The sequence below is a fragment of the Saccharopolyspora soli genome, from assembly GCF_022678645.1.
GTDB classification, from domain to species: Bacteria; Actinomycetota; Actinomycetes; order Mycobacteriales; family Pseudonocardiaceae; genus Saccharopolyspora; species Saccharopolyspora soli.
The window spans coordinates 1-12,710 of record NZ_JALBWV010000031.1; the positions used below are offsets into that span (position 1 = coordinate 1).

14 protein-coding genes are annotated in these 12,710 nt (G+C 70.7%); 9 read left to right on the forward strand and 5 right to left on the reverse strand.

Annotation, left to right across the window (positions count from 1 at the left end):
• Positions 1–51 precede the first annotated feature (51 nt).
• A complete protein-coding gene (locus MOQ72_RS23010; RefSeq protein WP_242187407.1) occupies positions 52–801 on the reverse strand; it encodes an HAD family hydrolase in 750 nt (249 codons plus the stop codon).
• A gap of 121 nt (positions 802–922) precedes the next feature.
• The gene (locus tag MOQ72_RS23015; RefSeq protein WP_242187415.1) at positions 923–1,333 is read right to left on the reverse strand and encodes a YjbQ family protein; all 411 of its coding nucleotides are present in this window, start codon (positions 1,331–1,333) and stop codon (positions 923–925) included.
• A 56-nt stretch (positions 1,334–1,389) separates the two neighbouring features.
• Between MOQ72_RS23015 and MOQ72_RS23020 the strand changes: the two genes are divergently transcribed.
• Both MOQ72_RS23020 and MOQ72_RS23025 read left to right on the forward strand, forming a co-directional pair.
• A complete protein-coding gene (locus MOQ72_RS23020) occupies positions 1,390–2,421 on the forward strand; it encodes an aminotransferase class V-fold PLP-dependent enzyme (protein ID WP_242187416.1) in 1,032 nt (343 codons plus the stop codon).
• A gap of 84 nt (positions 2,422–2,505) precedes the next feature.
• Positions 2,506–3,288: a DUF1634 domain-containing protein gene (locus MOQ72_RS23025; RefSeq protein ID WP_242187418.1), complete on the forward strand. Its 783-nt coding sequence runs from the start codon at positions 2,506–2,508 to the stop codon at positions 3,286–3,288.
• A gap of 35 nt (positions 3,289–3,323) precedes the next feature.
• On the opposite strand, the gene MOQ72_RS23030 is transcribed toward MOQ72_RS23025, so the two are convergent.
• Together MOQ72_RS23030 and MOQ72_RS23035 are read right to left on the reverse strand one after the other, a co-directional pair.
• Positions 3,324–3,770: a ferritin-like domain-containing protein gene (locus MOQ72_RS23030; protein WP_242187420.1), complete on the reverse strand. Its 447-nt coding sequence runs from the start codon at positions 3,768–3,770 to the stop codon at positions 3,324–3,326.
• The gene (locus tag MOQ72_RS23035) at positions 3,767–4,258 is read right to left on the reverse strand and encodes a hypothetical protein (protein WP_242187425.1); all 492 of its coding nucleotides are present in this window, start codon (positions 4,256–4,258) and stop codon (positions 3,767–3,769) included. The genes MOQ72_RS23030 and MOQ72_RS23035 overlap by 4 nt, the downstream gene beginning before the upstream one ends.
• Positions 4,259–4,821: 563 nt before the next feature.
• On the opposite strand from MOQ72_RS23035, the gene rimP reads away from it, so the two are divergent.
• The 7 genes from rimP (at position 4,822) to MOQ72_RS23070 (ending at position 11,951) form a co-directional block, all read left to right on the forward strand.
• Positions 4,822–5,379, forward strand: a complete 558-nt coding sequence (gene rimP, locus MOQ72_RS23040; RefSeq protein ID WP_242187427.1) for a ribosome maturation factor RimP — start codon at positions 4,822–4,824, stop codon at positions 5,377–5,379.
• Entirely contained in the window at positions 5,376–6,446 is a 1,071-nt protein-coding gene (gene nusA / locus MOQ72_RS23045; protein WP_242187428.1) for a transcription termination factor NusA, read from the forward strand. The genes rimP and nusA overlap by 4 nt, the downstream gene beginning before the upstream one ends.
• Before the next feature lie 149 nt (positions 6,447–6,595).
• Positions 6,596–6,874: a YlxR family protein gene (locus tag MOQ72_RS23050; RefSeq protein WP_242187432.1), complete on the forward strand. Its 279-nt coding sequence runs from the start codon at positions 6,596–6,598 to the stop codon at positions 6,872–6,874.
• 92 nt (positions 6,875–6,966) lie between these two features.
• On the forward strand, positions 6,967–9,936 hold the full coding sequence (infB, locus tag MOQ72_RS23055; protein WP_242187435.1) for a translation initiation factor IF-2: 2,970 nt from the start codon (positions 6,967–6,969) through the stop codon (positions 9,934–9,936).
• Between the two features lie 75 nt (positions 9,937–10,011).
• Positions 10,012–10,305: a DUF503 domain-containing protein gene (locus MOQ72_RS23060; protein WP_242187437.1), complete on the forward strand. Its 294-nt coding sequence runs from the start codon at positions 10,012–10,014 to the stop codon at positions 10,303–10,305.
• Between the two features lie 23 nt (positions 10,306–10,328).
• A complete protein-coding gene (rbfA, locus tag MOQ72_RS23065; protein ID WP_242187441.1) occupies positions 10,329–10,829 on the forward strand; it encodes a 30S ribosome-binding factor RbfA in 501 nt (166 codons plus the stop codon).
• Between the two features lie 144 nt (positions 10,830–10,973).
• Positions 10,974–11,951, forward strand: coding sequence for a DHH family phosphoesterase (locus MOQ72_RS23070; protein WP_242187442.1), 978 nt, complete (start codon positions 10,974–10,976; stop codon positions 11,949–11,951).
• A 231-nt stretch (positions 11,952–12,182) separates the two neighbouring features.
• Here the strand turns inward: MOQ72_RS23070 and MOQ72_RS23075 are convergent, their stop codons facing one another.
• On the reverse strand, positions 12,183–12,710 hold the full coding sequence (locus MOQ72_RS23075) for a CGNR zinc finger domain-containing protein (protein ID WP_242187443.1): 528 nt from the start codon (positions 12,708–12,710) through the stop codon (positions 12,183–12,185).

Genomic DNA, 12,710 nt, shown 5'->3' on the forward strand with positions numbered 1-12,710 from the left:
CCCCCCACACCCCCAAACCCAAAATCCCCGGGGGGGGGGGGGCCTCTTTTTTTAAAAAACCCCCCCCCCCGGGGGGGGGGGGCGGGGGGGGGGGCCCCCCGGCCCCCCCCCCCACGACCGGAGGGCTGCGACGACGGCGTCGGTGTCGGCGAGGTCCGGTAGGACGAAGTGCGCGCCCGCGCCGCGGAGGTCGTCTTCGCTGCTGCGACCGGTGGCGACACCGACCGCGACGGCGCCGAAGTGCAGCGCGCCCGCGACGTCGTGCGGCGTGTCGCCGACGACCACGACGGAGTCCGGGGAGATCGGCCTGCCGTGCCGGTTGGCGGTCTTGGTCACCGAATCGGCGATCAGGTCGTGGCGGTGCATCGAGCCAGCACCGAAGCCGCCGATCTCGAAGTCGACGTGGTGGTGCAGGTCGAAGGATTCGAGCTTGTGGAACGCGACCTCGGCGAGGTTGCCGGTCACCAGCGTCTGGGTGAATCCCGGCTCCACGGCCAGCGTCTGCAGCGCCCGCGCCGCTCCGGGCAGTGCGCTGCCGCGCTGCGCGAGTTCATCGCGCGTCGCGGCGACTGCGCTGGTCAGCGCGGCGAACATGGCCGACACGGTGGCTGCGTCGGTCGGGCTGTCGTGGATCTTGAGCACATCGGTGGTGATGGCCAGTTCGGTGCGACCGGCGGTGTCCGGCATGCGTAGCAACGGCTTTCCGGTGACGTCCACGAGCGCCTGGTGGTACCAGCGGGGGCCGAAGCCCCTGGCGTCGACGAGGGTCAGATCGATGTCCCACAGCACGAGTCGCGTCACCGCATCATCCTGCCAGCCGAACGCGCCCGAGGGGGAGCCCAGCGCTATCCGAGGAGGCCGGGAGGTCCTGTTGGCTGTCCTCGAACTTCGAGCGGTCGATCAGCCGCGCTGGGCGCGGAAATCAGCCCGGTAGGAAGCTCAGCCGGACCCGGCGGACCGGATTGTCCACATTGGTGTCCACCAGGCACACCGACTGCCAGGTGCCCAGCGCGAGTTGGCCGCCCAGCACCGGGATCGACGCGTACGGCGGGAGGAACGCGGGCAGCACGTGGTCCCGACCGTGGCCCGGTGAACCGTGCCGGTGCCGCCAGCGGTCGTCCGCGGGCAGCAGTTCGCGCAGCGCGGCGAGCAGGTCGTCGTCGCTGCCCGCGCCGGTCTCGATGATCGCCAGCCCGGCGGTCGCGTGCGGCACCCAAACGTTGAGCAGGCCGTCACGGGCTCCGGCCGAGCGCAGGAAGCGCGCGCACTCGGCGCCCAGGTCGTGGACGACCTCCGCGGCGCCGGTCCGGACCTCGATTTCCTCGGTGTGCATGTGGCAACCGTAGGCAGTCGTTCCGGAATCGGCTTGCGCGGTGCGAGGATGCGGGCATGCGAGAGGCATTCGGTGCGAAGTTCGACGTTCCGGACGGCTATCTGAACACCGCGAGCATCGGTATCCCGCCCACCGACGCGGTCCGCGCGCTCACCGAATCGGTGGCGCGTTGGGGAAGCGGCCTGGACCGGCCGGAGGACTTCGACCCAGCCGTGGCCAGCGCGCGGGCGGCATTCGCCCGGCTGATCGGCACCGCTGCCGATCGAGTGGCGATCGGGTCGACCGCCTCCCAGCTCATCGGCCTGGTCGCGGCGAGCCTGCCGGACGGCGCCCGAGTGCTGGTCGCGAACCAGGACTTCACCAGCGTGCTCTTCCCGTTCGCCGCGCAGCAGGACCGGGACGTGCGGGTGACCGAGGTGGAGCTGTCCGAGATCGCCGACCACGCCGCTGACTACGACGTGGTCGCGGTGAGCGCGGTGCAGTCCAGTGACGGCCGGATCGCCGACCTCGACGCGCTGCGGCAGATCGCCACTTCGACCTCGACGCGGGTGTTGCTCGACGTGACGCAGGCGGTCGGCTGGCTGCCGCTGCGGCTCGACTGGGCCGACTGGGTCGTCGGTGCCGCTTACAAATGGCTGCTGTCGCCGCGCGGCGCCGCCTGGCTCGCCGTGCACCCGGATGCGCCCGATATCCGGCCGAGCAGTGCGAACTGGTACGCGAGCGACGACCCGTGGAACACCACGTACGGCTTGCCGCTGCGGCTGGCCGACGACGCACGTGCGCTCGACCTCTCGCCGACCTGGTTCGCGCAGGTCGGAGCGGCTGCGGCGATGGACTGGCTGGCCGGGCTGGACATGACTGCGGTGGCCGAGCACTGCGTCGGGCTGGCCGACGAGTTCCGGACTGCGCTGGACCTGCCACCTGCGGGTTCGGCGATCGTCTCGGTGCAGGTGCCCGACGCGGTGGCGAAACTGACCGCGGCGGGAATTTCCTGCGCGATGCGGGCGGGCCGGGCCCGGTTGTCGTTCCACCTGTACAACACCGCGGCGGACGTCGAACGAGCGGTCAACGCCCTGCGGTCGGCATGACCATCACGTCAGGGGTGTCCCCCTCGTGATCCGCAACCGCTAACGTTGGTGCCCGTGCCGGACCGACAAGGCAGGCCCGAAGAGATGACGGGTGCACAAGCCAACACGCAGCGCGAAACCACCCCGCTGCGGCGCGACAACACGCGCATCAGGCCGGATCGCGCGGCAGTGCCCCCCGAACCGGAGCAGGCCACCCGGCCCGCGTTCGCCCCGCCACCCCGGCGCGACCCGCCGCCACCGGTTCGCCAGCCGACGAGCCGACAGGCCCCGGTTCCGGAAGCACGGCGGATCACGCCGATCGGCTGGGTGCTGCGCGGGCTCGTGCTGTTCGCGATCTCGGTGTTGTCCGGGCTGATCTGGCTGCTGCTCAAACCGGGCGGGGACGACGAGGCGGCCCCGCCGCCGGATCCGCCCCGGTACGAATTCACGCTGATCCGCCGGGAAGAAGCGTTCCAGGGCTGTCAGAACGTCTCGACGGACAAGATCAGGAACTTCTTCCAGCAGCACGAGTGCGCGCACCTCACCCGCGCGCTCTACAACACCAAGCTGCCCAACGGCACCCGAGTGCTGACCTCGGTCATCACCGTGCTGATGCCGGATGCGGCCGGTGCGCAGCAGCTCAACGACCTGACCACGCGGGACGGCACCGGCAACATCCGGGACCTGGTCGACGACGAGCGCGACGGCACCAAGGACATGCCCGACCTGGATGATGACGCCTACGCCTCCGGACGCCAGGACCGGCTGGTGGTGATCGGCGACTCGGCCTACTTCGACAAGTCCACCCCGAAGAAGGACCCGGCGCTGCTGGACGTCACCAACGAAGCCCTGAAGCTCGGCTGGCCCCAGGATCAATCACCGCGCTGACCAAGCCCGTTGGCGCCGATTTCGCGCGAAATCGCTCAGGGCTGGCCGGGGAAGGGGTTGGTGGCTGGCTGCTGGCCGATGGTGAGCCGCCACCTGGTGGCCCGAGTGGCCGACGTGGTGAGCCCATCCAGCGCGGTGCCTCGCAACGCGGCGTCCTCGGTGTTCTCCAACACCGACCGCCAGCCGATCTCGCAGTCGTTCTCCGCCTTGACCAGCAGCCCGATGGCCGACTTCTGGTCGCCTACCGGCTCCCCGACGTCGTAGGCGGGCTGCGCCACCGCCGACGGTTGCGCCGCGTCGCGCAGCGCGCGCTCCGCGGTGTCGCGCAGCCGCTGGTGCTGCGCCACCGCGTCGTCGATCGCATCGCGCACGCGAGCTTCGCCCGCGAACGCGCTCGCCAGCCCGTACACCCACAGCGCCGCGTGCTCCGCGCTCAACGCGCTGCGCAACGCGTTGCCCGCGTCCGCCGAAAGCTCCGTCACCCCAGCACCTCCCGCAGGCTCGCGCAGCTCGCCGAGATCGATCCCACCAGTCCGGCTCGATAGGTCGGCAGGCCGGGCACCAGTCGTGCGGCCTTCTGCTGCGCCAAGGACAGCGCGTCTCGCAGCACCTTCGCCGCCGCGTCCGAGGCACCCGGGGAAGGTGGCGGCGCCACGTCGGGCACCGACGGCGGGTCCTCCGGGTCAGGCGGGTTGACCCGGTCGATTTCCCGCTGCATCGCCTCGGCGTGCGCGGAGCGCGCGGCGGCCACCTCGTTGGCAGCATCGGCCAGCCCCGAATGGGCCTGCGCGATCGCCCTCGCCAGCTGCGCGTCGGACTTCGCCGCGGTCGCCAGCGCCACCAGCGGATCGGGTTCGTCGGACGCGGAGCTGCACGCAGTGGTCAACGCGGCGGCCACCGGAACGGCCGCGAACAACCGCAGCACGCTCCGCCGCCGCAGCACCGGCCAGGCTCGCGAGGGGGATTCCACGCCGCCTTATCCTGCCAGGCGATCAACCCGGCGAATGCCCCGGCACCGCACGCGGCGAGCCACCGGTTCGCGCACCCCGCGGGCGCCGCGGTTCACCTCGGACGGCCAGCGGTGCGAACCGGTCCTTGCACCCGCTTGGAGTTCGCGCGGATAAGGCCTTGGGCGGGTTCGAACTGCACGTTTCGTCAGGCAAGCGGCGCCAGCCGCTTTCGGCCACCTACGCGACTTGTTGCACCGCCGCTGGTTCTCAGGCGTCGCCTGGCGAGAACAGCCCCAGCGCCGTGTATTGGTCATACATAGGTCGGGGATCCCGGAGCCCAGGCGGCGTCTGAGGTTCCGCTGCCCGCACCGCTGCGCAAGCCGGTTCGTGCACCCTCTCAGTCCCGGGCGCAATCCGCCGATCGTTGGGGTCCCACACCGCGCTTGGGTGCGGGTGGACGCGATACTCTGGGCGACCGCGGCTTGCACGGGCAGCACTGGCTCGTGCAAGTCCCGCGAGATGTCCAGCGTCGCGAAATTGCCGGTCTGAACCAGACCCCGATCGAAACCTAGGGAGTGCCAACGTGTCCAGCCCGCCGCGCGGTGCGATCACCGCGCAGCTGGAGCCCGTCGTAGCCGAGGCCGTGTCTCGAACGGGCTTCGACCTGGAGGAGTTCGACGTGCAGCAGGCAGGCCGCCGTCGACTGATCAAGGTCGTCATCGACTCCGACGACGGGGTCGGGCTCGACGAGATCTCCGACGTCAGTCGCGCGGTGTCGGAGGTGTTGGACGCGCACGAGCACGTCCTGGCCGGTTCCTACACGCTGGAGGTCACCTCACCCGGCGTGGACCGGCCGCTGACCCGCGTTCGGCACTGGCGACGCGCCCGCTACCGGCTGGTCAAGATCAGGTTCCGCGACGGCGAGCAGTTGGTGGCACGCGCCGGAGAAGCCGATGATGGAGGTGTCACGGTGCTGGTCGGCGGCGAACTGCGCCGAGTGGCCTACCGTGATGTCGAGCGCGCGGTGGTCGAGGTGGAGTTCCAGCAGCCACCGGCGGAGGATTTGGTCAGGCTGGAGCGGGCTGCGGGCGGCGTTTCCCAGCAGGGGGACGACCGGGAAGACACGGAGGAGTCGAGGTGAACGTCGACATCGCGGCGCTGCGGGCGATCGAACGCGACAAGGACATCCCGTTCGAGACGGTTCTGGAAGCGATCGAATCGGCCCTGCTCACCGCATACCGCCACACCGAGGGACACCAGCCGCACGCACGGGTGGAGGTGGACCGCAAGACCGGCGTCGTGCGGGTGATCGCCCACACCTTGGCCGCCGACGGCACCGTGCAGGAGGAGTGGGACGACACCCCGGAGGGCTTCGGGCGGATCGCGGCGACCACGGCGCGGCAGGTCATCCTGCAGCGGCTGCGCGACGCCGAGCACGAGCGGACCTTCGGCGAGTTCTCCGCGAAGGAAGGCGAGATCCTCGGCGGGGTCATCCAGCGCGATGCGCGCGCCAATTCGCGCGGCATGGTCGTCGTGCAGTTCGGGGACAGCGAAGGTGTGATCCCGGCCGCCGAGCAGGTGCCGGGGGAGAACTACGAGCACGGCACCCGGATCAAGTGCTACGTCTACGGCGTTTCGCGGAGTGCGCGCGGTCCGCAGATCACCCTGTCGCGCACCCACCCGAACCTGGTCCGGCGGCTGTTCGCGCTGGAGGTTCCGGAGATCGCCGACGGCACCGTGGAGATTCCTGCGGTGGCGCGGGAGGCCGGGCACCGCTCCAAGATCGCGGTGCGCTCGACGGTCTCCGGGGTCAACGCCAAGGGCGCCTGCATCGGGCCGATGGGCTCGCGGGTGCGCAACGTGATGAGCGAGCTCGGCGGCGAGAAGATCGACATCATCGACTACTCGGACGACCCGGCGACCTTCGTCGGCAACGCGCTGTCACCGGCGAAGGTAGTGTCGGTGGAGGTCGTCGACGAGCGCACCAAGACCGCTCGGGTGGTCGTGCCGGACTTCCAGCTCTCGCTGGCGATCGGCAAGGAAGGCCAGAACGCCCGGCTGGCGGCGCGGCTGACCGGCTGGCGGATCGACATCCGCAGCGATGCCGACCCCGGTGCGCCCGCCACCTCGGCGGGCCAGCCCCCGGCGCAAGCGTCCGGTCTCGACCCCGCGGTGGACGGTCTGCCGACCGTGGGTTCGGCCGAGTGACGTCGTCGGGTTAGAATCGCAGGAGGTTCGACGCGAGGGGAGCGACAATCGGCACACGGGAAACCGGTGAGCACGGCGCGAGCTGTGGACCGGTGCGTACGTGTGTGGGATGTCGAATCCGGACGTCATCCTCCGAGCTACTGCGTGTGGTGGCTGAGGTCGGTCGGGTGGGTCCCGTCGCTGTTCCCGATCCACGACGTCGGCAACCGGGCCGGGGAGCATGGTTGCATCCCGCTCCGGCATGCCTTCGTCTGGCCGAGCGGCGTCGGGCGTTTCCGCGTGCACTGCGTGTGCCGGGACCGGTCGACACCTCAGCCGTGTGGGACCACTTGAGTGCCAGCCGACCGCAGCCGGTGGCTCACGACATGACCGACGTGGGATCCGTCCCGCGCCAGGCAACTGAAGGAAAGCAGGTCGACCCGTCATGAATCAGCCGTGAAGCTGAAGCCATGAACGCGCATCGGCGATAGGACGAGGTCGAGCGGGACTGCCGCCCGGCCTCACCCAGATGAGGAGAGCAGTGGCAGGCAAGGCCCGCGTACATGAGCTCGCCAAAGAGCTCGGTGTTACCAGCAAGGAAGTACTGAACAAGCTCGCCGAGCAGGGCGAGTACGTGAAGTCTGCGTCCTCCACCGTGGAAGCCCCGGTGGCCCGCAGGCTGCGCGATGCGCTCGCCAAGCCCTCGGCGTCGAAGAAGAGCGACGCCAACGGCGGCGGGAAGCCCGCTCCGGTCGATTCCAGGCCCTCGCGCGCCGAAGCGGCGGCGCCGAAGCCTGGTCCCAAGCCCGGTCCGCGCCCCGAGGGGCCGGCCGGTGAGCGTCCCAAGCCCGGCCCCAAGCCGGGTCCGAAACCGACTCCCAAGCCGGAGCCGGAGGTCAAGCCCGTCGAGCAGGCACCGGCCGCGAAGGCCGAGCCCCGGCAGGGCCCTGGCCCGAAGCCCGGTCCGAAGCAGCAGGCCCCGAAGCAGTCGGGGCCGAAGCAGGGCGGCGACGGCGATGCCGGTGTCGTCCCGCCGCGTCCGAAGGCGCCCAAGCCGGGACCGCGGCCGCCGCGCGTCGGCAACAACCCGTTCGGCGTCGGTAGCGGAGCGCCGCAGCAGCGGCCGCCGCGACCCGGCCCCGGTGGTCGCCAGGGCGGTCAGGGTCCCGGTCGCCAGCACGGCGGCCAGCGGCAGGGCGGCGGTCAGGGTGCTGGCACCGCACCGGCCGCGGGCAACGCACCGCGCGGTGACGGTGGCTCGCGGCCGAATCCGGGCATGATGCCCCCGCGCCCGAACCCCGGCATGATGCCGCCCCGTCCACCGCGCGGCGGTGGCGGACCCGGCGGTGGCCGCGGCGGCGGTGGTGGTGGCCGTGGCGGCGGACCCGGCGGTGGCGGCGGCGGTCGTCCCGGCGGTGGCGGCGGCGGTGGTGGTCGTCCCGGTGGGGGTGGCGGTGGCTTCCGCGGTGGCGGTGGCGGCGGCGCGCCCAGCGGCGCTCCGGCCGGTGGTGGCGGCGGTGGCGGTGGCTTCCGCGGTCGTCCCGGTGGCGGCGGCGGCCGTCCGGGTGGGCCCGGTGGTCGTGGCGGTGCGGCCGGTGCGTTCGGCCGTCCCGGCGGTCCGGCCAAGCGCGGTCGCAAGTCGAAGCGCCAGAAGCGCCAGGAGTACATGGAGAACATGCAGGCGCCGTCGGTCGGCGGCGTCCGCCTCCCGCGCGGCAGCGGCGAGGTCGTGCGCCTGCGCCGCGGTGCTTCGCTGACCGACTTCGCCGAGAAGATCAACGCCAACCCGGCCTCGCTGGTGCAGGCGATGTTCCACCTCGGTGAGATGGTCACCGCGACCCAGTCCGTCTCCGACGAGGTGCTGGAGCTCCTCGGCCAGGAGATGAACTACCAGATCGAGATGGTCAGTCCGGAGGACGAGGACCGGGAGCTGCTGGAGTCGTTCGACATCAGCTACGGCGACCCGGGCAGCTCCGAGGACGAGCTGGCGGCGCGTCCGCCGGTGGTGACCGTGATGGGTCACGTCGACCACGGCAAGACCCGGCTGCTGGACACCATCCGCAAGACGAACGTGCAGGCTGGCGAGGCCGGTGGCATCACCCAGCACATCGGCGCCTACCAGGTCGTCACCAGCCTGGAAGGCAACGAGCGGCCGATCACCTTCATCGACACCCCGGGTCACGAAGCGTTCACCGCGATGCGTGCCCGTGGTGCGAAGTCGACCGACATCGCCGTGCTGGTGGTGGCCGCCGACGACGGCGTCATGCCGCAGACGGTGGAGGCGATCAACCACGCCCAGGCCGCCGGGGTGCCGATCGTGGTCGCGGTCAACAAGATCGATGTCGAGGGCGCCAACCCGGCCAAGATCCGCCAGCAGCTGACCGAGTACAACCTGGTCGCCGAGGAGTACGGCGGCGAAACCATGTTCGTCGACATCTCGGCGAAGCAGGGCACCAACATCGACAGCCTGCTGGAGGCGATCCTGCTCACCGCGGACGCCACGCTGGACCTGCGGGCGAACCGGAACATGCCCGCCCAGGGCGTGGCGATCGAGGCGCACCTGGACCGCGGTCGCGGTCCGGTGGCCACGGTGCTGGTGCAGCGCGGCACGCTGCGGGTCGGTGACTCGGTGGTGGCCGGGGACGCCTACGGTCGCGTCCGCCGGATGATCAACGAGAACGACGAGGACGTCCCGGAGGCGCTGCCGTCGCGGCCGGTGCAGGTCATCGGTTTCACGTCGGTGCCGGGCGCGGGCGACACCTTCCTGGTGGTCGACGAGGACCGGGTGGCGCGGCAGATCGCCGACCGCCGCGGGGCTCGCATCCGGGAGGCGCAGAACGCGGCCAAGCGCAAGCGGGTCAGCCTCGAAGACCTGGACAAGGTGCTCAAGGACACCAACCAGCTCAACCTGATCATCAAGGGTGATAACTCGGGTACCGTCGAGGCGCTCGAAGAGTCGCTGATGAAGATCGACGTCGGCGAAGACGTCGAGCTGCGGGTGATCCACCGCGGCGTCGGTGGCATCAACGAGTCGGACATCAACCTCGCCACCGCGGAGAACACCATCGTCCTGGGCTTCAACGTCCGGGCCGAGGGCAAGGCGGCCGAGGTCGCCAACCGCGAGGGCGTGGAGATCCGGTACTACTCGGTGATCTACCGCGCCATCGAGGACATCGAGCAGGCCCTCAAGGGCATGCTCAAGCCCGAGTACGAGGAAGTCGAGCTGGGCCGGGCCGAGGTCCGCGAGGTCTTCAAGTCCTCCCGGGTCGGCACCATCGCGGGTTGCCTGGTCATCGAAGGCATCATCAGGCGCAACGCCAAGGCGCGTCTGCTGCGCGACAACGTGGTGGTCGCCGAGAACCTCAGCATCAACTCGCTGAAGCGGTTCAAGGACGACGTGACCGAGGTTCGCGAGGGCTTCGAATGCGGTCTGACCCTGGGGTCGTACAACGACATCAAGGTCGGCGACGTCATCGAGCCCTACGAGATGCGCGAGAAGCCGCGCGAGTGAGCTGGTTCGCCACAGGGGGTCGTCGATTCGGCGGCCCCCTGTGCGACGGCTCGATGTCCGCGGTGAGGAACACCCATGTATGTCGGTGTGCTCGAACTGGACGTGCTGCTCGGTGACGTCCGCTCGCTGAAGCAGAAGCGCGCCGTGGTGCGGCCGGTGGTTGCCGAGCTGCGGCGGCGCTTCGAGGTCGCGGTCGCCGAGGCGGGGAACCAGGACCTGCACCGCCGCGCGCTGTTCGGCATCGCGGCGGTTTCCGGCGACGCCGCGCACGTGCGCGAAGTGCTGGATGCGTGCGAGCGGTTGGTCGCCGCACGTCCCGAACTCGAATTGCTTTCGGCCCGGCAACGCATGCTGGGTCCGGAAGACTGAACTACTCCCGAAGGAGGTGCGCCGTGGCTGATACGGCGCGCGCCCGCAGGCTCGCCAAGCGCATCGCCCAGATCGTGGCGTCCGGGTTGGAGCACGAGGTGAAGGACCCGCGGCTGGCGATGGTGACGATCACCGACGCGCGAGTCACCCCAGACCTGCGGGACGCCACTGTGTACTACACGGTGTTCGGCGACGATTCCGACTACGCCTCGACCGCCGCCGCGCTGGCCAGCGCGACCGGGGTGCTGCGGTCCCGCGTCGGCCAGCAGACCGGTGTGCGGTTCACCCCGACCCTGACGTTCGTCGCCGACACCGTGCCGGACAACGCGCGGCGGATGGAAGAGCTGCTCGCCAAGGCCAAGGAAGCCGATGACGAAGTCGCCCGGTTGGCTTCCGGCGCGATGCACGCCGGTGACACCGATCCGTACCGCACCACCACCGACGATGACGAATTTGGCACCGAGGGTGCAGACATCGAGCCGTTTTCCGACGCCGATGTGCGTCGTGGGCCACAAGGTGGTTGAGTCGCGGCGCAGCATCGGGTGCGTTGGTCATCGGTGGCCGCATCGGCCACCGATGTCGTGGAGGTGAATCCTGTGCGCGGGCAACCCGATAGCGGCCGCTTCGCTGGCCGTCCCCCGACCGGTGCCGATCCGGTCGCTGCTGCCGTGGCTGAGGCCGCTCGCAAGCTCTCCGAAGCCTCGGACGTGACGCTGTTCGCGCACATCAACCCGGACGCTGATGCGCTGGGCAGCGCACTCGCGCTGGGCAGCGCGTTGCGGCGCCGCGGCTGCACGGTCCGGGTGTCGTTCGGCGAACCGGACCGGCCGCCGTTCTCGCTGCGCGATCTCGACGGCGACGGACTCGTGGTGGCGGCCGACGAGGTACCCGCGGCGCCGCCGACCCTGGTCGTTTGCGACACCGGCAGCCTGCAGCGGCTCGGTCGGCTCGCGGACCGGGTCGCCGCCACCATCGCCGCCGGTGGTGACGTCATCGTGATCGACCACCACGTTTCCAACACCCGGTACGGCACGCTGCACGTGATCGATGAGCGCGCCGAGGCGACCGTGTTGATCGTGCTCCGGCTGCTCGACGAACTCGGCGTGGAACTCGACCTGCCGATGGCGCGGTGCCTCTACGCGGGCCTGGTCACCGACACCCGCTCGTTCCGGCACGCCAGCGCGTGGACGCACCGGATGGCGGCGCGGCTGCTGGAGGCGGGGGTGGACCCGGAGGCGACGACCCGGCCGCTGCTGGACACGCATCCGTTCGGCTGGATGAACATGCTGTCCGAGGTGCTGGGCGCGGCACAGCTGGAACCTTCGGCGGCTCGCGGGCTGGGACTGGTGCACGCGACGGTCCGGCTGGCGCATTCCGACGGGCTGCGCAGCGAGGACGTGGACAGCGTCATCGACGTGGTGCGCACGACCAGCGAGGCGGAGGTGGCGGCGGTGCTCAAGGAGACCGCGCCGCAGCACTGGTCGGTGTCGCTGCGCGCCGACAGCCGGGTGGACGTCGGCCACGCGGCGGCGGCCTGCGGCGGTGGCGGGCACCGGCTCGCCTCCGGCTTCACGGCCCAGGGGCCAGCGGAGGACGTCATCGCGGCACTGCGGAAGGCCGTCGACGAAGCCCCCCTCTTGGACTAGAGACTGTTTCAGCAGTGGTTTGCGTGGCGGTGCGGGTGGCGGAACCTCAGCAGCCGCCTCGACTCCGGGATCCCCGACATCATGTACTTCCAATTCGCAGTTTCACTGCGCTGTCGGGGCTGTCCTCGCGAGGCGACTGCTGAGAACCCGCGGCGGTCCGAGCTGAGTCCCACACCGCAAGCGGCTACGCCGCTCATAAAACAGACCCGAGGGCTCCCGCACCCGGCTAGGTCAGGTGCGGCGGCGGGCTCGGAAGGCTGCCACGTGCATTCGGTTGGCGCAGCGGGCTGAGCAGAAGCGCTTGGCCTGGTTCGTCGAAGTGTCCAGGAAGTAGGTGTCGCAGGTTTCGGCGTCGCAGCGCCCCCAGCGCTTGGTGCCGTAGTGGACGACGCCCTGCGCCAGGCCCCATGCGGCGGCCGCGGCGACTTCGTCGACCGCCGGGGCGTCCGGGCCCGCCACGTGGACGTGCCAGTTCGGGCTCCGGTCGTGCCCGCCGTGTCCGGAGAGCCTTGGCCTGGGTGGGTGCGTCGACAGCAGCGCGTTGATCGCCGCGAGCACGGTCTCGCCGTCGTCGTCGACCATCGCGTCCAGCGCTCGGCGGAGCCCGTTGGCCACGCCGCGCAGCACTGGGAGGTCGGGCTCGCGCAGCCGGTCGGCCCACCAGGGCTCGTCGTGCAGTGCGGCGCGGACGGCGTCCAGGGTGCTCAGGTCCGCGTTGGCGAGCCGGAGCGCCACGGCTGCGTAATCAGCGTTATCCAT

Bases quoted from the DNA above. Each gene is read 5' to 3' on its own strand.
- MOQ72_RS23015 (WP_242187415.1), bottom strand. From the start codon at position 1,333: ATGCACACCGAGGAAATCGAGGTCCGGACCGGCGCCGCGGAGGTCGTC.
- MOQ72_RS23020 (WP_242187416.1), top strand. From the start codon at position 1,390: ATGCGAGAGGCATTCGGTGCGAAGTTCGACGTTCCGGACGGCTATCTG.
- MOQ72_RS23025 (WP_242187418.1), top strand. From the start codon at position 2,506: ATGACGGGTGCACAAGCCAACACGCAGCGCGAAACCACCCCGCTGCGG.
- MOQ72_RS23060 (WP_242187437.1), top strand. From the start codon at position 10,012: ATGTATGTCGGTGTGCTCGAACTGGACGTGCTGCTCGGTGACGTCCGC.
- MOQ72_RS23075 (WP_242187443.1), bottom strand. From the start codon at position 12,710: ATGGATAACGCTGATTACGCAGCCGTGGCGCTCCGGCTCGCCAACGCG.